This window comes from Streptomyces sp. NPDC088730, assembly GCF_044751215.1.
Taxonomy (GTDB): Bacteria; Actinomycetota; Actinomycetes; order Streptomycetales; family Streptomycetaceae; genus Streptomyces.
In genome coordinates, this window is record NZ_JBIVLK010000006.1 from 1 (window position 1) to 17,500 (window position 17,500).

15 protein-coding genes are annotated in these 17,500 nt (G+C 73.4%); 6 read left to right on the forward strand and 9 right to left on the reverse strand.

Annotated features, from left to right (window positions below):
* Positions 1 to 163 precede the first annotated feature (163 nt).
* Positions 164 to 1,774: a methionine--tRNA ligase gene (metG, locus tag ACIP89_RS19525; protein ID WP_401924716.1), complete on the reverse strand. Its 1,611-nt coding sequence runs from the start codon at positions 1,772 to 1,774 to the stop codon at positions 164 to 166.
* A gap of 148 nt (positions 1,775 to 1,922) precedes the next feature.
* Between metG and ACIP89_RS19530 the strand changes: the two genes are divergently transcribed.
* Both ACIP89_RS19530 and ACIP89_RS19535 read left to right on the forward strand, forming a co-directional pair.
* Positions 1,923 to 2,576 (forward strand): response regulator transcription factor, encoded by a 654-nt coding sequence (locus ACIP89_RS19530; protein ID WP_401925190.1) that lies wholly within the window; start codon positions 1,923 to 1,925, stop codon positions 2,574 to 2,576.
* Positions 2,573 to 3,769: a sensor histidine kinase gene (locus tag ACIP89_RS19535; protein ID WP_401924714.1), complete on the forward strand. Its 1,197-nt coding sequence runs from the start codon at positions 2,573 to 2,575 to the stop codon at positions 3,767 to 3,769. The genes ACIP89_RS19530 and ACIP89_RS19535 overlap by 4 nt, the downstream gene beginning before the upstream one ends.
* Here the strand turns inward: ACIP89_RS19535 and ACIP89_RS19540 are convergent.
* On the reverse strand, positions 3,718 to 5,301 hold the full coding sequence (locus ACIP89_RS19540) for a VWA domain-containing protein (protein ID WP_402115882.1): 1,584 nt from the start codon (positions 5,299 to 5,301) through the stop codon (positions 3,718 to 3,720). The two genes, ACIP89_RS19535 and ACIP89_RS19540, sit on opposite strands and share 52 nt — an antisense overlap.
* Positions 5,302 to 5,582: 281 nt before the next feature.
* Between ACIP89_RS19540 and ACIP89_RS19545 the strand changes: the two genes are divergently transcribed.
* Positions 5,583 to 5,987 carry an RNA-binding S4 domain-containing protein gene (locus ACIP89_RS19545; RefSeq protein ID WP_401924710.1) on the forward strand — a complete coding sequence of 135 codons (405 nt, stop codon included), beginning with the start codon at positions 5,583 to 5,585 and terminating at the stop codon, positions 5,985 to 5,987.
* An 18-nt stretch (positions 5,988 to 6,005) separates the two neighbouring features.
* Here ACIP89_RS19545 and ACIP89_RS19550 read toward each other — a convergent pair whose 3' ends face one another.
* The 6 genes from ACIP89_RS19550 to ACIP89_RS19575 all read right to left on the reverse strand — a co-directional run bounded on the left by ACIP89_RS19550 (position 6,006) and on the right by ACIP89_RS19575 (position 11,461).
* Positions 6,006 to 7,922 carry an FUSC family protein gene (locus ACIP89_RS19550; RefSeq protein ID WP_402115883.1) on the reverse strand — a complete coding sequence of 639 codons (1,917 nt, stop codon included), beginning with the start codon at positions 7,920 to 7,922 and terminating at the stop codon, positions 6,006 to 6,008.
* Between the two features lie 65 nt (positions 7,923 to 7,987).
* Positions 7,988 to 8,239: a DUF2630 family protein gene (locus ACIP89_RS19555; RefSeq protein ID WP_401924704.1), complete on the reverse strand. Its 252-nt coding sequence runs from the start codon at positions 8,237 to 8,239 to the stop codon at positions 7,988 to 7,990.
* 40 nt (positions 8,240 to 8,279) lie between these two features.
* Positions 8,280 to 9,329 (reverse strand): NADP-dependent oxidoreductase, encoded by a 1,050-nt coding sequence (locus ACIP89_RS19560; RefSeq protein ID WP_402115885.1) that lies wholly within the window; start codon positions 9,327 to 9,329, stop codon positions 8,280 to 8,282.
* A 94-nt stretch (positions 9,330 to 9,423) separates the two neighbouring features.
* Positions 9,424 to 10,323, reverse strand: coding sequence for a hypothetical protein (locus ACIP89_RS19565; RefSeq protein ID WP_402115886.1), 900 nt, complete (start codon positions 10,321 to 10,323; stop codon positions 9,424 to 9,426).
* A 107-nt stretch (positions 10,324 to 10,430) separates the two neighbouring features.
* Complete coding sequence (locus ACIP89_RS19570; RefSeq protein ID WP_401924698.1) at positions 10,431 to 11,084, reverse strand: hypothetical protein; 654 nt, start codon at positions 11,082 to 11,084, stop codon at positions 10,431 to 10,433.
* Positions 11,081 to 11,461, reverse strand: a complete 381-nt coding sequence (locus tag ACIP89_RS19575; protein WP_401926251.1) for a hypothetical protein — start codon at positions 11,459 to 11,461, stop codon at positions 11,081 to 11,083. Before ACIP89_RS19575 ends, ACIP89_RS19570 begins: the two co-directional genes overlap by 4 nt.
* A 325-nt stretch (positions 11,462 to 11,786) precedes the next feature.
* Here ACIP89_RS19575 and ACIP89_RS19580 point away from each other — a divergent pair, with 325 nt between their 5' ends.
* From ACIP89_RS19580 to ACIP89_RS19590, 3 genes are read left to right on the forward strand one after another with little or no spacing between them, the layout of a single operon-like run.
* Positions 11,787 to 15,533: a CHAT domain-containing protein gene (locus ACIP89_RS19580; protein ID WP_402115888.1), complete on the forward strand. Its 3,747-nt coding sequence runs from the start codon at positions 11,787 to 11,789 to the stop codon at positions 15,531 to 15,533.
* Entirely contained in the window at positions 15,530 to 16,192 is a 663-nt protein-coding gene (locus tag ACIP89_RS19585; RefSeq protein ID WP_402115890.1) for a hypothetical protein, read from the forward strand. Before ACIP89_RS19580 ends, ACIP89_RS19585 begins: the two co-directional genes overlap by 4 nt.
* A complete protein-coding gene (locus ACIP89_RS19590) occupies positions 16,192 to 16,851 on the forward strand; it encodes an RES family NAD+ phosphorylase (protein WP_401924689.1) in 660 nt (219 codons plus the stop codon). Before ACIP89_RS19585 ends, ACIP89_RS19590 begins: the two co-directional genes overlap by 1 nt.
* Positions 16,852 to 16,914: 63 nt before the next feature.
* On the opposite strand, the gene ACIP89_RS19595 is transcribed toward ACIP89_RS19590, so the two are convergent.
* Complete coding sequence (locus ACIP89_RS19595; protein ID WP_402115892.1) at positions 16,915 to 17,496, reverse strand: FHA domain-containing protein; 582 nt, start codon at positions 17,494 to 17,496, stop codon at positions 16,915 to 16,917.
* Positions 17,497 to 17,500: the final 4 nt, after the last annotated feature.

A 17,500-nucleotide genomic window follows, 5' to 3' on the forward strand; every position in this document is an offset into this window, starting at 1 on the left:
AGGGACCCCGAACCCCCACCCACCGGGCAGGCGCACCCCCGCGCAACGCGGAGCACCCGCACAAGCAAGCCCGTCCGGCGATTGAGGACGGAACCTCGCGCCCCGGAAGGGGGCAACCGGCACGGGGCCCGACGCCCACCCGAAGACCCGGCCCCAGAGGGGCCTACGGCTTCTCCTCCAGACGCGGGAACAGCACCGCGCCCTTCGTCACCGTCGCGCCCGGCGACAGCCGGCCCCAGTCGGCGGCCTCCAGCAGGCGCTGGTCGGAGAGCGCGCCCAGGGACTCCTCGGCGCCCAGGGACTCCCAGAGCTTCTGCGAGGTGTCCGGCATGACGGGGTTCAGCAGGACCGCGACGCCGCGCAGCGCCTCCGCGGCCGTGTACAGGATCGTCGCGAGGCGGGCCCGGCCCTCCGGCGACTCGTCCTTGGCGACCTTCCACGGCTCCTGCTCCGTGATGTAGCCGTTGACCTGCTTCACGAAGTCGAAGATCGACAGGATGCCGCCCTGGAAGTCCAGCTCCTCGCCGATCTTCAGGTCGGCCACGGCGACGGCCTTCGACAGCCCGTCCCGCACCGCCTGCTCGGGCTCGCCCGCCGCCGTGGCCTCGGGGAGCGCACCGCCGTAGTACTTGCCGACCATGGCCGCGAGGCGCGAGGCCAGGTTGCCGTAGTCGTTGGCCAGCTCGGAGGTGTAGCGGGCGGTGAAGTCCTCCCAGGAGAACGAGCCGTCGCTGCCGAAGGCGATGGCCCGCAGGAAGTACCAGCGGTACGCGTCCACGCCGAAGTGCGAGGTGAGGTCCTGCGGCTTGATGCCCGTCAGGTTCGACTTCGACATCTTCTCGCCGCCGACCATCAGCCAGCCGTTGGCGACGACCTTGCCGGGCAGCGGCAGGCCCTGCGCCATCAGCATCGCCGGCCAGATCACCGCGTGGAAGCGCAGGATGTCCTTGCCGACGAGGTGCACGTTCGCCGGGAACGTGGTGTCGAACTTCTCCTGGTTGGCGCCATAGCCGACCGCCGTCGCGTAGTTGAGCAGCGCGTCGACCCACACGTAGATGACGTGCTTGTCGTCCCACGGGACCGGGACGCCCCAGTCGAAGGTCGAGCGCGAGATCGACAGGTCCTGGAGGCCCTGCTTCACGAAGTTCACGACCTCGTTGCGGGCCGACTCCGGCTGGATGAAGCCGGGGTTGGCCGCGTAGAACTCAAGCAGCTTCGGGCCGTACTGGCTCAGCTTGAAGAAGTAGTTCTCCTCCTTGAGGATCTCCACCGGCTTCTTGTGGATCGGGCACAGCTTCGTGCCGTCCTCCGCCTCGATGAGGTCGCCGGGGAGCTTGTACTCCTCGCAGCCCACGCAGTAAGGGCCCTCGTACCCGCCCTTGTAGATCTCGTCCTTGTCGTACAGGTCCTGAACGAACTCCTGCACACGGTCGGTGTGACGCTTCTCCGTCGTACGGATGAAGTCGTCGTTCCCGATGCCGAGGTGCTCCCAGAGGGGCTTCCAGGACTCCTCGACGAGCTTGTCGCACCACGCCTGGGGCGTGACGTCGTTCGCCTCGGCCGTGCGCATGATCTTCTGACCGTGCTCGTCCGTGCCGGTGAGGTACCACACCTTCTCGCCGCGCTGGCGGTGCCAGCGGGTGAGCACGTCGCCTGCGACGGTCGTGTAGGCGTGGCCCAGGTGAGGAGCGTCGTTCACGTAGTAGATGGGGGTCGAGACGTAGAAGCTCTTCACGTCCTCGCCCCCCTGCTTCTCTGATCCAGTGGCCGCCATGGTCGAAATCCTAACGGTCCGTGGGAGGTCCACTCACACCGATAAACCCGGGAGCGGACGCGGAGAGCTTTGCGAAACATCGCTTCCCGTAGCAAAGACGCATCCTGGGATGGAGTGGACACGCATGGACGAGGCAGAGGACATCACGATGCGGGTACTGGTCGCCGAGGACGAGGAGATCCTGGCGGAGCTGGTCGCCACCGGGCTGCGGCGGGCCGGGTTCGCCGTCGACACGGTGTACAGCGGTGATGCCGCCCAGGCCTACCTGGGACTGCACGACTACGACGTCGTCGTCCTGGACCGGGACCTGCCCCGGGTGCACGGCGACGACGTGGCCCGCGGACTCGTGGCCTCCGGCTCCCGCACCAGAATCCTGATGCTCACCGCCGCCGGGTCCATGGAGGACCGGGTCTCCGGGCTCGACCTGGGCGCCGACGACTACCTGGGCAAGCCGTTCGAGTTCCCCGAGCTGGTGTCGCGGGTACGCGCGCTGCGGCGGCGCAGCGCCCGCCCCGTCCCGCCGCAGCTGGAGCGGTACGGGATCCGGCTCGACACCGTACGGCGTACCGCCTCCCGGGACGGGCGGGAGCTGGACCTCTCGCCGAAGGAGTTCACCGTGCTGCAGCTGCTGCTGGAGGCCGACGGCGCGACGGTCAGCGCGGAGGAGCTGCTGGAGCGGGCCTGGGACGCCAACGCCGACCCGTTCACCGGGGCCGTCCGGGTCTGCATGAGCAAGCTGCGCGGCAAACTCGGTGAACCGGCGGTGATCCGCACCGTGCAGGGCGTCGGGTACGCCCTGTGAAGCAGCCGGCCCGGGTGCCGCACGCCACGATCAGGACCCGGATCGCGCTCGTGTACGGCGGGGTGTTCCTGGTGCTCGGCACGGCCCTGCTCGCCACCGTCAACCTCGCCTCCCGTGCCGGTACGGACTCCCAGGCCCGCTCCATCGCCCGCACGGCCGCGGTCGTCCAGCCCGGCTACGCGGTGAACGGCCCCCTGGTCACCCGCCGGAGCCTCGGTCCGCCGACCGTGTACGACCTCACCGACCATGTCAGCGACGCGGCGGGGCACCAGCTGCTCATCTGGTCCGCCGCCGCGCTGCTCGTGATGACGGCCTGCGCGGTGGGCGTCGGGTGGTGGACCGCGGGGCGGGTCCTGCGGCCGGTCCACGCCATGACCGCCAAGGCGCGCCGGCTCTCCGAGCGCACCCTGCACGAACGGATCGCCTCCAGCGGCCCCGACGACGAGCTCAAGGAGCTGGGCGACACCCTCGACGCGCTGCTCGCCCGGCTGGAGAAGGCCTTCGACAGCCAGCGGCGGTTCATCGCCAACGCCTCGCACGAGCTGCGGACCCCGCTCGCCACCCAGCGGGCGGCGATCCAGGTCGGCCTGGACGACCCGACGCCGGACGACCTCGTACGGACCCGGCAGACGCTCCTGGACAACAACCGGCGCAGCGAGCGGCTCATCGAGGGGCTGCTGGTGCTGGCGCGCAGCGAGCGCGGGCTGGCCGAGGGCGAGCGGGAGGACGTGGACCTCGCCCGGGTGGTGGCGGAGGAGGCGGCCCGGCATCCGGGGGTGACCGTGGCGGCGGCCGGCTGCGCGGTGCGGGGGAACCGGATGCTGCTGGCCCAGCTGGTGGCCAACCTGCTGGCCAACGCGGTGACGTACAACGTGCCCGGTGGGACGGTGGAGGTGTCGCTGGCCGTCGCGGGCCGGGACGGGGTGCTGCGGGTGTGCAACACCGGTCCGGTGGTGGACGGCGCGGACATACCCGGGCTGTTCGAGCCGTTCCGGCGGGGCGAGGGCAAGGACCGGATGGGGCCGGGCTCGGGGCTGGGGCTCTCGATCGTGCGGTCCATAGCGGAGGCGCACGGCGGTACGGTCACGGCGGTGCCGGGCCCGGAGGGCGGCCTCGCCGTGACCGTACGTCTGCCGGCCGATCAGGCGCCCGCGGCGACCCAGGCGGGCAGCGCGGCGAGCACCTCGCGGTAGAACGCGGCGTCCGCGACCGCACGCGGGGCGGGGCCCGCGTGGAAGAAGCCGGCGTTCGGGGCGTCCAGCTTCCGCAGGAAGTCGAAGGCCTTCGAGTCCTGCTCGCCGAACGCGACGAACTGGAAGAACAGCGGCAGCCGTGCCGCGTCGTCGATCGCCTGGCGGGCGGCCTGCTTGGCGTCCGGCGGGCCGTCCGTCTGGAAGACCACCAGCGCCGGGCCGCTCGCCCCGGACTTCTCGTAGTGCGCGACGACCTCTTCGACGGCCCGGTGGTAGTTCGTCCGGCCGAGCCGGCCGAGGCCCGCGTTCAGCTCGTCGATCCGGCCCTCGTGGCCGTTCAGCCCGACCGTGCCGGTGCCGTCGATGTCCGTCGAGAAGAACACGACCTGGACGGTGGCGCTCTCGTCCAGGTGCGCGGCGAGGGCGAGGGCGCGGTCGCCCAGGTGCTGGGCGCTGCCGTCCTTGTAGAACGGCCGCATGGAGCCGGAACGGTCCAGGACCAGGTAGACGGTGGCCCGCAGACCGGTCAGCCCGTGCGCCTTCAGCCCGGCCTGGGCCGCCTTGTACGGAGCGACGAGCCCCGGCGCGCGGGACTTGACCCGGGCGAGGGAGACCGCGGGCTTGCCGTCGGCGCGGGCGGGGGCGGCCTCTGCGGGGGCGGCTTCCGCGGGTGCGGCGGCTTCGGGTGCGGCGGCCTCGGTGGTCGCAGTGGTCGCGGCGGCCTCGGTGGTCGCTTCGGCGGTCGCGGTGGTCGCGGTGGTCGCCGCGATGGCCTCGGTGGTCGCTTCGATGGTCGCGGTGGTGGGTTCCGGTGCGGGGGCCGGTTCTGGTTCCGTGATGGGTTCCGGTTCCGGTTCGGGCTCCGGGTCCATGTCGATGGTGATCGGCTCGGGGGCGGCCTCCGCGGCGACCGGCTGGGCAACGACCGGCTCGGCGGGGGCGGGGGCAGGGGTGGCGGCGGGGGTTTCCGCCGGAGCCTCAACGGGTTCCGGCGCCAGGACAGCTGCCGGCTCCCCGATCGGCTCGGGCTCCGGCTTCAGCTCCGGCTCCCCGACCGGCTCCGGCGCCAACCTGATCTCCGGTACCGGCTCCGGATTGAGTTCCGGATTGAGTTCCGGATTGAGTTCCGGTTCCGGCTTCGCCTCCGTGGTCTTCGTCCTGGGCCCGGAGCCCTGCGGCGGAACCGTGGGAGTGGCCCTGGGCGCGGGGGCGATGGCCTTGTCGAAGGCTGCTGCCACCAGATCCGTCGCCAGGTCGGCGTCGTCCTCGGCGGACCGTGAGGTGGCGGACCCGGACGTGGTGGTGGACCCGGACATGGTGGACCGGGAGGAGGCGGGCGAGGCCGATGCCTTGGCGGCCGGGGCGGGTTCGGGCTCCGGTTCGGTCTGGACGACCGGTTCGTCCACCGCCACCGACGCCGACTCCGTGGGCCGGGTGCGCTCGCCCTGGGGCGGGACCGTGGCCGTCGTCGGGCCGTCCTGCTCCGTGGCGTCACGGCCGAACACCTTGCGCAGCAAGCTCCGAATGCCCATGGGCGAGGCCTTTCACGTGAGTTGGGTGCGATGAATGTCCGTACTGCGGGAATTGATCCCTGGCCAGGGCGGATACGTAAGGTTAGCGGCCGGATCCGGCCGTTCGGTGGCGCGGCCCGCCTGAGGGGCAACCGAGCCGAAACCGATCCCGGACCGAGTCCCGCCACCGTGTGGCGGTGGTCTGATGTACGTCATTCACATGTATTCCTGTAGTGCCGAGTTGCCTGGTTGACGCGGACGTCCGGGGGTCCGCGCGCATCGGGCGCACTAGAGTCGGAAGCATGGTTTCCGGTGAGGCGCCGCAGGCGGCGGGCAGTGTTCGGGTCGACGTCTGGATCTGGTCGGTCCGGCTGACGAAGACGCGGGCGCAGGCTGCCGCCGCCTGTCGCGCGGGTCATGTGAAGGTGGCGGGCGAGCGGGCCAAGCCGGCCCAGGCGCTGCGCGTCGGCGACGAGGTGCGGCTGCGGCACGCGGGCCGGGACCGGGTGGTGGTCGTGTCGAAGATCGTGAAGAAGCGGGTCGGGCCTCCGGTGGCCGCGGAGTGCTTCGTCGACAACAGCCCGCCCCCGCCGCCGCGCGAGGCCGCGATCCAGGTTCCGGTACGGGACCGCGGGGCGGGCCGGCCGACGAAACGGGACCGGCGCGAGATGGAACGGCTGCGCGGGGACGGGCCACCTGCGGAGTAGCCGGACGGGGCGGAGGCCCTACGGCTCGGGGGAGGCGATCGCCCTTGCCGCCGCCACCTCCTGGCGCAGCGGGGCCAGTACGCCCTCCTCGTCGCCCGGGAGTTCGGTGCGCACCTCCACCAGGACCTTGCTCGCCCTTATGCCCGCCGCCAGTTCGCGGAGCTGCCGCCGCACCTCGGCCACCTCGGCGGGATCAGGTTCCGGGGCACCGTGGTTGACGCGTACCCGGGCGGCGGTCGTGGCGTCCACGATGCGCTCCACCGCGACGACCAGGGGCCACCACGCGGCGGCCCGGCGGCCGGTCGGGGGCGGCTCGGTCAGGGCGCGCTGGAACTCGGAGCGTACGGACGACAGATCGCGGTAGATGCGGCGCCGCGCCCGGACCCGCTCCGCCCGGTCACCGGGGGCCTCCGGCTCGAAGGCGTACGCCACGTAGTCCGCGATGTCCGTCACCGCGTCGGCCAGCCGGTGGCCGATCCGGGCGTGCCAGCTCTCCGGCCACAGCAGGTATCCGGCCACCAGTACGATGCCGCAGCCGATCAGGCTGTCCAGGAAGCGTGGCCAGACCAGGTGCACGCCCTGGTGGTTCAGCAGGTCCGACAGGAGCAGGATGACCGGCGTGATGGCCGCCGTCTGGAACGCGTACCCCTTCGCCGTGAACGCCGGGATCAGCGCGGCGAGCAGCACCATCACCGGCACGTCCCACCAGCCGATCGGCACCTCGGCCAGCACCGGCGCCGCGATGACGAGCCCCGCCGCCGTGCCCACGGAGCGCAGTACCGCGCGGGAGAACACCGAGCCGAAGTCGGGCTTGAGGACGAAGGTGACGGTGAGCGCGACCCAGTAGGAGCGCGGCACGTCGATCAGTGAGGTCAGCGACTGGGCCAGCCCGATGCAGAGCGCGAGGCGCAGGCCGTACCGCCAGGAGGGCCCGGAGAACAGGACGTTGCGGGTGGCGCGCCGGACCCGTACGCCGAGCGCGGCCGGACGGCCGAGCCGGTCGTCGACGTTGTACGGGTCGGGCTCGGCCTTGTGGACGACGGTGGCGGCGTGCCGCAGTGCGCTGTCCACGGCGCGGGTGGCGGGTGACTCGGGTGCCGGCAGGGCGGGTCCGGCGCCGCCGGTGCGGCTCTCCTCGATGTCATCGGCCAGGGACCGCACCGCCGCCGGGATCTCGGGCGGCAGCGGCCGCCGCCGCAGGTGCACGGCGGGGGCGGCCTCGACGAGCGGGATGACGACGTTGAGCTGGGACAGCAGCCGCACCATCGCGCCGCTGCGGCCGTGGTAGCGGGCGCGCCGGGCCAGGACCAGGTCGTAGGAGGTGTTGAGGGAGTGGGTGACGGCCTGCCGCTTCTCCTCGTACGCGTCGGTGCCGGCGGCGGCGAGCAGATCCGCGACCGCGCAGTACGTTCCGGCGACCGAGACCCGTTCCGGCAGTTTCCGCCGCAGCGGCCAGGCCAGCAGGGTGAGTGCGAGGACGAGGAGTCCGCCGAGTGTCAGCAGCAGCGGCGCCACCCACCAGGGGTCCGGCATCGGAAGTCCGGCGCCCACCACCGAGTTGAGCAGGAGCAGCAGTCCGGATACGGAGGCCACGGCGCCGATCGTCGACATCATCCCGGAGACGAGCCCGATGACCGTCAGCACGGCGACGGCGGCCCAGCCGGTCCCGTGGACCAGGGTGCCGATCATGATGCCGAGCGCGCCGAACACCTGCGGTACGGCGATGTTGAGGATGCGCATCCGGTACGCGTCGGCGGTGTCACCGATCACGCCGGAGAGCGCGCCCATCGAGACGAGCGCCCCGTACACCGGCCGGTCGGCGGCGAATCCGACGGCGAGCGGTGCGGCCAGGGCTACGGACGCGCGGGCGACGGCGGCCCACGGGACGGGGGTGGGCTGCGGGCGCAGTCCGTACCGGAGCCAGACGGGCGGCATCCCCCGCCGTGGTGCCGCGGTGGAACCGGTGCCGTCCAATCCGTACCCCCTCCGGTGCTCAGCGGTCAGCCGCGGTATCCCTCGACCTCGTCGGCCGGGCGGACCCGGGCCTGTGACGGGTCCTCCCCGAACTCGCTCAGCGCGCGACGCTGCCGCAGCAGGTCCCAGCACTGGTCGAGCCGGACCTCCACCGTACGCAGTCGCTTCCGCTCCTCGGCGGTGAGGCCCGGGTCGCGGGCGCCCCGGTCGCGCAGGGCGCGCTCCTCCGCGACGAGTCCGTCGATACCGCCGATGATGTCGTGTTCCTGGTCGTCCATGGTGTCGTCCTCTTCCTGGGGGCTTCAGCGGTCCGGGGGTTCAGTGGTGGCCGTGGTGGCGCAGCACGATGACGGTCTTGCCGCGGGCCCCGCCCGTCCGGTTGCGGTCCAGGGCCTGCGGGGCCTTCTCCAGCGGGAGTTCGATATCGATGGGTACGCGGAACACTCCTTCCGCCGCGCCCGCGGCCAGGACGTCCAGCAGTACGGGGTTCGGGTCGAGCCGGAAGTCGATGCCGCGCACGCCCTCGGGGAGCGCGGCCGCGCCCGCGACGCCCCGGGTGCTGAGCGCGATACCGCCGGGCCGGACCGCCGCGGCATGGGCGGCGAACGCGTCCGGCGTGGCGGAGACCAGGTCGGCCAGCGCGTCGATGCCGTCCGGGCAGACGGACCGCACCGACTCGGCCGCCGGGCCCAGGGTGGTGTCGATCGTCGCGGCGGCGCCCAACGAGCCCATCCGGGAGCGCTCGTCGCCGCGCACCGCCGCGACGACGCGTATGTCGCGGGCCCGGGCGAGCTGGGTCAGGCAGCTCCCGACGCCGCCCGCCGCGCCGATGACCAGCAGGCTCTCGTGGCCCCGCAGCACCACCGCCTCCAGGATCTGCGCGGCCGCCATCCCGGCCGACGGCAGCGCGGCGGCGGTCCGGGCGTCAAGACCGGCCGGGACGTGGGTGATCGCGGCGTCCTGCGGGACACACACGTAGTCGCAGTACGTACCCGCGCCGGCCGGCGGTCCGGCCCGGCCGAAGACCTTGTCACCGACCCGGAAGCGGTTGTCGCCACCGCCGATCATGTCGACCCGGCCCGCGAAGTCGACGCCGACGACGAGCGGGAACACGGGCGGGACCTGCCCGTGCGGGGAGCCGTCGGCCGGTCGCGAGTCGTGCGGAGCCTGCCCGTGCGGGGAGCCGTCGCTCGGTTGTGAGTCGTGCGGGGCCCGTCCCTCCGGGAAGCCGTCGGCCGTCTGCCAGTCGGAGGGGTTGAGGGAGGCGTACTCGACCCGCACCCGTACCTCGCCGGGCGCCGGTTCCGGCTTCGGGAGCTCCACCAGAGCGGGGTAGGACCGAAACGCGCCGACGGCGATGGCTCGCATGCGGAACACCTCCCAGTCGGCCCCGGCAGTGCACGCAATCCACTCTTCCCCGGCTCACCCGCACCCGCACGTCGGCGCCCGAGCCGCGCGTCCGTCACCCGTCGGGAGGCGGCACCGGCGGCAGCACCCGCCGGGCCCAGATCCGTGCCGCGACCGCGCACACCGCGAGGGCCAGACCCGTACCGAAGACGATCCACACCGTGGTGCGCAGGGACGCCGTCAGCGCGTCGTAGACCGCGGCCGCCCCGTCCGTCTCGTTGCCCGGCACCTCGGCCAGCACCCGGTTGCGGGCGTAGGCGAGCGCCCCGCGCAGCAGGAGCGCCCCGGCCGCGAAGCCGGTTCCGGCGACGGCGGTGGCGGCCAGCGCGGCGAGCGCGGAGCCCCGGCGGCCGGGCCCGCCGCGCACCCAGGCCAGGACCACGGCCAGCAGCGCGAACACCACCGTGCCGACGGCGGGCCAGACGCTCGCGGCCCGCAGCCACCTGAAGCTCTGCCGCAGCTGGTCGGCCCGGTCGGCGGAGACGATCTGGATGTCCGTGTGCTCGATGGGGATGCGGTCGGCGAACGGCACCCCGTTGTCCAGCAGGTTCTGCTTCACCTGTTCCGTCACGGGCGCCAGGTCGATGGTGACGCTCTCGCCGCTGCCGCCGTCCAGCGCGGCGGTGACGGCCTCGTGGGCGGTGCGGTTGGCGGCGTTCCAGGCGGCCTGGAAGGCGTCGGTGGTGGTGAAGGACCGCACGGCCTGGTGCAGGAAGCCGCGCACCGTGTCCCCGAGCGGACCGACGTCGATCTGTTTCATCGCCTCGTCGGTGATCAGGTCGGCCACGGTGTTCTGCACATCGGGGTCGGAGGCGAGCGGCGCCACGGCGGCGACGTAGCGGTCGGTGTCGTCGATCTCCAGATCGACCCAGGCGGAGAACGCGCTCAGCGGTACCAGGACGGCGAGCAGCACCAGGAGTACCGCCGAGAGCGCCGTCGAGAAGTAGGTCCGCACCTCACCAGGGAATCCCGGATGCGCCGGGAACGCTCGGGCCGTGAGCCATTCGAGTTGCCGGGAGGCGCGCCCGTCCGCCGGCCCGGTGGTCTTTCCACACCCCGCGGTCAGCCGTCCGCAGGCAGCGGAGCGCATGACATCACCGCGTGGACGGTGGTGGCGCGGGTGAGGTCGGCCGTGATCCGGCCTGTATCGGTCCTGAGCGTCATCCTGCCCCCACGGGTGAACAGCGGCTCCCCGCAGACCGTGCCGTCCGGAGTGGTGACCGAGACGCGTGGGCCGTCCCTGGGCGGCCCGTACCAGGCGACCGCCACGGCCGCGGTGAGCAGCGCGGCACAGCAGAGGGTGAGTGGCACGCCCCGTCCGAGGGCCTGAGCGGCGCGCAGCGCCTCTGTGTGATCCGTCGCGGTGGTGTCGGTGACGGACGCGTCGCCGACACCCGGGGCCGGCCGGGGCGCGGCGGGCCGGCCGTGGGCGGCGCGCAGCAGCGAAAGGCCCCCCGCGCCGCCGCAGAGCAGCGCCAGGAGCAGCATGACCCCGACGCCGGCGGCGTACGGGGCGGCGAGCGAGCCGATGTCGCTGCGGCCCCGGAGGAGGCCGAACCCGACGAGCCCCGTCAGGATCGCGGCGAGGCCGTTGCGCCAGGCCAGCGCCGACTCCCGGACGCGGGGCAGCTCCTGGTGCAGCAGGGCACGGTGGTGCCGGGCGGTCAGCCGGTCGGCGGGGGAGCCGACCGGTCCCGGCCGGGCCCGCCAGGTCATCTCCGTTCCCGTTCCAGCTGGATGTTCCAGTACGCTCCGCAGCCCTCCTCGTCGTCCGGTCGGCCCGGATGCCCGGTCACGCAGACGCAGAGGACCGGTACCGCGACAAGCCCCGTGCCGGTGCGCCCGCGCCTGGTACGCGACGCGGCCCGGACGACGGAGCGGGTCCACGTGTAGACCATCGTGCAGCGACAGCGTGGGCAGATGCCGGTCAGGACGGCACCGTCGCCGGTGGGCTCTATGCGCAGGCAGGCGGTGTAGGCGGCGGGATAGCCGGGCTCCGTGACCTCTTCGTACGCCAGGTCCGGTGTGCGGGGCGGGGCAGTCGGGTTCAGGCCTGGCGGCGGGTTCCGTGCGGGCGGGGCGGGCTCGGACACGAGGCATCTCCCCTGGACGGTGCGGTGGACGACGGCGGTTCGCCTTCGGTATCTGATGCTGACAGAGGACCGGTCCGTGCTTCGGCGCGACGGCCCCGGATCGGTGCGCGATCCGGGCGACGGCCCTGCCGGAGCCCTTGGACGGAGGGAAGTTCCGCTGGCCAGAGGCCTGTTGTCCGGCTTCCGGTCGATTGCGGGGCGCATTCCGGAGGTTGCCGCGAAACGCTCCTGGCGGCCGGTGCGCACGGGCATCATGGCCACAACAGCGCCTCGACCGGGCCGGGAAGGACCGGTGGTGTCCGAAAAGGCGTGGCGAGGAGGGATGTTGAACGACATCGATGACGCAGGCCTGCGGGAACGGGTGGCCGACGCGATCCGCCGGACGGCGGGAGCGCGGGCGCTGCCCGCCTCGTTCGCCGCGTCCACGGGCCCGCAGGGAGCGGAACGCGACGCGCTGATGGCCGAACTCCGGTCGCTGCTCGCGGAGTGCGACCGGGATCTGCCGGATGATCCGCTGGGGCAGGCGGTGGCGGCGAGGCTCGGGGCGCTGACGGGCTCACGGTGGGCGGCCGACGCGGCGGAACCCGACCGGCGCGAGGCGATACGACTGCTGCGTGGGGCGCGCGCCTCCCGTCTCCTCCCACCGGACGCACACCTGGACGCGGCACGCGACCTGGGCGTCCTGCTGCTCGGGCCGGCGACGCAACCCTCTTTCGGTGGTTCGGGCCGAGACGTCGGTGAGGTCGGTGAGCTCGGTCTGGGCGGTTTCTCGCAGATGATGACGATCGGCAGGCCCGAGCACCTCGGTGGCGCCGGTGTCATCGAGGCCATCCCCGAGATCAGGCAACTCGTGGAGGAGGTCGGTGACCAACGGGGCGGAGTCCCGCCGGACGTGCGTGAAAAAATCGACCTGCTGACGGAGGTCTCCGCGCCGCTGACCGGGGGAGACGCCCAGGGCCTGGTGGCCATGGCCCAGAAGCTGTTTGCCGGGGACCTCGGCCTGGCGGGAGACCTCGGCCCGATGGGCGCTGTCATCCGGGCGTTGGCTCCCATGGCGAAACACTACGTCGGGCTCCTGGAGGCCGACGACGCGGCACTGCCCACGTCGGACGGTGGGCCACCTGCCGCGTCGGCCTCCTCGGACGAAGAACACGTGGGTCCGACGGCGCCGTCTGGTCTGGCCTCGGCGGCCGCCGTCCTGTCGGAACCGGATCCGGGCGGCCGGATCGACAACTGGCGCGACAGACTGGCCCTGCTCACCGAGCTGGAGCGACCGGGCATGCTCGGGCGAGGGGAGCTCGCCCAGGTGGTGGCCAGGATGGGAGACCCCGAACAGGGAGCAAACCCCAGTGATCAGTTGCTGGCCGCACTGGGCACGATGGGGCTGGGGTTTCGCGCCGGCCGTCCGGAGGACTTCCAGGAGGCGCTGCGGCTGTTCCGCGCAACCGTGACGGCCGCGGGGCCGGACGACGAACTGGCCCAGATCATACGGGGCGTGCTGCCCGGCCTCCTGGTCGGCGCCATGCTGGTCGGCGGCAGCCTCCAGGACCGGGAGGCGGCACGCGCCCTTCTGGAGGAGATCCCGCTTCCCGGTGTGGAGCCGCGGGACTGGGCGCTGTCCGGCTATCCGGGAGCGGCCGGGCTGCTGATCGTGAGCCACGGTATGCGGATCCTCCTGCGGGTGACCGACGCGGTCGAGGCCGGCGACGAGGAGGCGCTCGAAGAGCTCGTGGGAGACCTCCTCGATCTTCTGGACACCTGCGACGGAGACGACGAGTGGGCGTTCCTCCCTTGCTACGAGCTGGGCTTGGTCCATCTCGCTCTCGCCTCGCTCACCGGCAGCGTCGACTCGATGCGCAACGCGGTGCACTACCATGAGCAGGCGCTGACTGCCCCGAACGCGCTGGCGATGGCAAAGCCGGTGCTCGACATGGGCTGGGCGCCGTTGCTGACGCTCAGCTCCTATCTTGAGCCCTCCGTCGAACGTATCCAGGACGGTATCCGGCGCGCCCGGTCGGCCCTGGAGGGCGTGCCCGCCAGCGCCGACCAGAGAACGCGGACACGGGGCGCGATCGGACTGGCTCTCGACGCGGTGCACGGGCTGACCGGCGACCCGGCCGTTCTGGACGAGATGATCCATGAACTCGAGTGCGCCAGGGACGAGCTGGCGTCGTCGAGCAGGGCATCTGCCGCCGTCGTCCTCTGGCAGCTGGCCGAGGCGTACGGACGGCGGGACCGGGAGGCGGACGACCTGGCCAAGGCGGTCGGGCACGCCCGGCACTCGCTGCGCACCACCGCTGACGAGGTCCTCCTGCAACAGGGCGTCCGGCATGGTCTCCAGGTCGCCAGGACCGGGGCCAGCCGTGCGCTGGCCGCCGCGGGCTGGGCGGTCCGCGCCGGGCTGCCCGTGGAGGCGGTGGCCTGTCTGGAGGAGGGCAGGGCGCTGGTCCTCGGGGCGGCGGCGGTCTCGGCCACCGTCGCCGAGCGGCTGGCGGAGTGTGGTGAGCAGGACCTGGCCGACAAGTGGCGCGCGAGCGCTCCCGCCGGAGCGGCCGGCCACGATGCGGACGGCAGCCGGCCGCAGCCGCTGCTGGACGCCGTGCTGGGAGGGGCGTTGGGCAGCCCGGAACTGCCGAGCGCGCTGCGCCGCCGGGCGCTGGAGCTGCTGCGCTCCGAGGAGGACGGAGCGGCCCGGCGGATACCGGACGCCTCCGAGCTGGTGGCCGCGGCCGGTCGGGCGGGGGTCGACGCGCTGGTGTACCTCCTGCCGGGGCAGGGGGGCGCGGACGGCTCCGCGGTGCTGCTGGTTCCGGGGCGCCCTCCGTGGGCGCTGCCCCTGCCCGGTCTGTCGTCCGGCGGCCGGGCCCCGCTCGACGCGTACCTCGACGCGGCGGCTCAGCACGCCACGGCCCGGCGGGGGCAGCAACGCTGGGAGGCCGCCCTGGACACCCTGTGCGACTGGGCGGGCGAGGCGGTGCTGACCCCGGTGCTCGACGAACTCGCCCTGTGGGAGCGGGGAATCGCGGAGGCGGGCCTGACCGGCTCCGCCCCGTCGGAGTCCGCACCGGAGCCGGTCAGGCTGACGCTGATCGCCTGCGGGAACCTCGGTGTGGTGCCCTGGCAGGCGGCCCTGCTGGTTCCCCCCGCGCCCGTGCACGGACGCAGCCGGCCACAGGCGGGTGAGCCGGCCGAACAGGCCGCCGGCGTACGGGCGTGTGAGCTGGCAGTCCTCTCGTATGCCGCGTCCGGGCAGGAGTTCATGCGGTCGGCCGGCCGCGACCGGCTGCCGGCCGACCGGGGGCAGGCACTGGTGTGCGTACCGGGCTGGGACCTGGACGGCGCCGAGGACGAGGTGCTGGCCCTGCTCGACACCTACTACCCGGACGCGGCCCTGTACGGCACCCTGATGACCCGCGAACTGAGCCCCGTGCCGCCCGAGGGCACCCCCGGCGAAGTGCTGGACCTGCTGGGGGCGGGGGACGACGGGTGCGTCGCTCTGGTGCACCTGGCCTGCCACGGGGTGGCCGGGCCGGACCCCGCCACCTCCGCGCTGGAGCTGGGCTGGCCGCCGGACACGGAACCGGAGGCGGGCAGACTCACGGTCACCGCGCTGCTGGACACCCCGCCCGGCCGCACGGGGGAGGCGGGAGGACCGCTGGTCGTGCTCAGCGCCTGTGAGACCGATCTCAGCACCCGCGACCACGACGAGGCGCTGACACTGACCACGGCCCTGGCGCACAGGCTGGCCGCCGATGTGGTGGGCTCGCGCTGGACGGCCCCGGACGTGGCCAGTGCCGTACTGATGACCGTCTTCCACGACCGCCTCGCCGCGGGACTGGCTCCGCCGGACGCCCTGCGGGCCGCCCAGCGCTGGATGCTGGCGCCGTCCGGCCGGCGCGACGCCGTACGCGGTCTCACGCCCGAACTGAGCCGCGCGGCGGCCGAACTGGACCTGTCGGTGCCGTTCGCCTGGGCCGCCTTCATCCACCAGGGCAATCCGGGCCCGGCCGGCCGGACCGGTACGACGGGCGGACAGGTGCCCGCCCGAGGGAACGGAGAGCCACGGAGATGACCCCCGACGCGTTCCTCTCGCTGCTGCACCGCCACTGGCCGATCACCCTCGCCGCCCTCGACGACGGCCGGCGCGCGCGGTTCGGCGATGCCCTGAACGACCTCGCGGCGGCCGGCAACGGCAAGGCCGTCGAACGGGCCCTGCGCACCCTGCGGATGCAACTGCGCGCCCTGCCCCCCACCCATCCGGTCGCCCGGGAGCTGAGCGGCACGGTCCGCTACGCGGGCGCTCCCCGTGCCGTGGTCGTCGACCGGGTGATGCTCGGCGCACTCCTCGACGTCTTCGCCGACCCTCCGCCCGGCCCGGAGGAACTGCGCCGGGCCGCCCACGAACGCCTGTGGGAGACGCCGGCCCTGGGCCCGGCGGACCTCGGCCGGGACGCCGTCCGCGACCCCGCGGCCGCCGGGCTCATCCGGCTGAGCCACCCGGGCCTCGCGGACCGGTACCCACGGTTCCAGTTCGCACCGGGCACGGCACGACCGCTGCCGGTGGTGCGTCGCGTCAACCACATCCTGAGGGCCGGCGAGGACCCCTGGGGCGCCGCCGACTGGTGGCTCACGCGCAACCGGTGGCTGGCGGGAATTCCGGCCGAACTCCTCGGCAGCGTCCCCGACGAGGACCTCGCACAGGCCGCACTCGAACTGGTGGGGGGCCCCTGATGGACCGGATGCCGCCCACCGGCGTGACCATGCGCCCCCTGCTGCGCACGTTGCCCGAGGGCACGGAGCTGTGGCGCTGCCACCAGCACACGTACGGACCCGAATCCTTCAACCCCAACCGCGCCCACCCGTACTTCGGCGGCAGCCGCTTCGACGCCACCGAGCAGGACCCCTACCCCTTCCTCTACGCCGCGCTCGATCCCGTCACCGCACTGTGCGAAGTCCTGTTGCGCTCGGTCGACTACGAGGACGGCACAGCGGTGCGGCTGATCCCCTGGGCACAGGCCTCCCGGTACCGGCTCTCGGTGCTGCGCACCACCCGCGAGCTGTCGCTCATCGAGCTGTCGACGGCGGAGGGGCTGGCCGCCGTCTGGCAGGACTCCTGGCTGGTCGACTCCGAGTCCGGGGACTATCCCAAGACCCGCTACTGGGTGCGGCTCATGCGGGAGCACGCCGCCGAAGCACACGGTCTGGTATGGGAGTCGAAGCGATGCCGGCCGAGGAGCGCCCTGCAGCTCTTCGGTGACCGCTGCGGGGACGAGCCGCTGGTCGCCGACACGGCCGGCAGCCTTCCGCTCGGCTCCCCCGAGGGTTTGGCCGAGGCGAACCGGCTGCTCAACCCGCTCCGTGCGGTCATCTCGTCCCCGTCGCCCGACTGACGCCCCGCTCGGACCGGCCGCCGCCTCGTACGCCCGTCGTCCGGGGCGCCGGGCGACGGTGTCTCAGCAGAGCCCTTCCCCCGCCAGACGAACGGTGCAGCCGACCGCACGGCCCAGCCGGAGGCGGTCACCGTGCCGCAGCCGGTGGCGCTCGCCGGGCAGCAGCGGAGTGTCGTTCACCCAGGTGCCGTTCATGGTCCCGCCGGTCTCCTCGGTGACCCAGACCGTGCCGTCGGGATCCAGGGACACGGCGGCGTGCCGACGGGACACGGTGGTCTGCTCCTTGAAGGAACCGGCCGAGCCCGGCGCCCAGTCCGGGTCCCTGCCGAGCCGCAGGGGCTCCCCGGGGAGTACGGGCAGCGACAGGGCCAGCGTGTCGAAGTGCAGCACCGCCCGGGCGCCGGCCGGCACCCGCCCGCCGCCCTCGCCCTCCCTTCCGCGCTCCTCGCCCCCGACCCGGGCCATGCAGCGCGGACAGCGCCTGGTCGCGGGGGGCACGAGGGCCGCGCAGCCGGGGCAGCGCACGGCGGAGCCGGCCGCCGGGCCGTCCGGGGGCGGTGGCGCCGTCGGGGGTACGCCCTCGGGCAGGACGGGCTCCCACTCGTCCAGATCGTCGTACGCGTCGTCGCGGTCCACGTCGTCCACCCCG

What these genes read in the sequence shown, in the direction of transcription:
- ACIP89_RS19555 (WP_401924704.1), bottom strand. Translation starts at nt 8,239, where the DNA reads ATGGACGACCAGGAACACGACATCATCGGCGGTATCGACGGACTCGTC.
- metG (WP_401924716.1), bottom strand. Translation starts at nt 1,774, where the DNA reads ATGGCGGCCACTGGATCAGAGAAGCAGGGGGGCGAGGACGTGAAGAGC.
- ACIP89_RS19540 (WP_402115882.1), bottom strand. Translation starts at nt 5,301, where the DNA reads ATGGGCATTCGGAGCTTGCTGCGCAAGGTGTTCGGCCGTGACGCCACG.
- ACIP89_RS19585 (WP_402115890.1), top strand. Translation starts at nt 15,530, where the DNA reads ATGACCCCCGACGCGTTCCTCTCGCTGCTGCACCGCCACTGGCCGATC.
- ACIP89_RS19560 (WP_402115885.1), bottom strand. Translation starts at nt 9,329, where the DNA reads ATGCGAGCCATCGCCGTCGGCGCGTTTCGGTCCTACCCCGCTCTGGTG.
- ACIP89_RS19530 (WP_401925190.1), top strand. Translation starts at nt 1,923, where the DNA reads ATGCGGGTACTGGTCGCCGAGGACGAGGAGATCCTGGCGGAGCTGGTC.
- ACIP89_RS19545 (WP_401924710.1), top strand. Translation starts at nt 5,583, where the DNA reads ATGGTTTCCGGTGAGGCGCCGCAGGCGGCGGGCAGTGTTCGGGTCGAC.
- ACIP89_RS19550 (WP_402115883.1), bottom strand. Translation starts at nt 7,922, where the DNA reads ATGCCGCCCGTCTGGCTCCGGTACGGACTGCGCCCGCAGCCCACCCCC.
- ACIP89_RS19590 (WP_401924689.1), top strand. Translation starts at nt 16,192, where the DNA reads ATGGACCGGATGCCGCCCACCGGCGTGACCATGCGCCCCCTGCTGCGC.
- ACIP89_RS19570 (WP_401924698.1), bottom strand. Translation starts at nt 11,084, where the DNA reads ATGACCTGGCGGGCCCGGCCGGGACCGGTCGGCTCCCCCGCCGACCGG.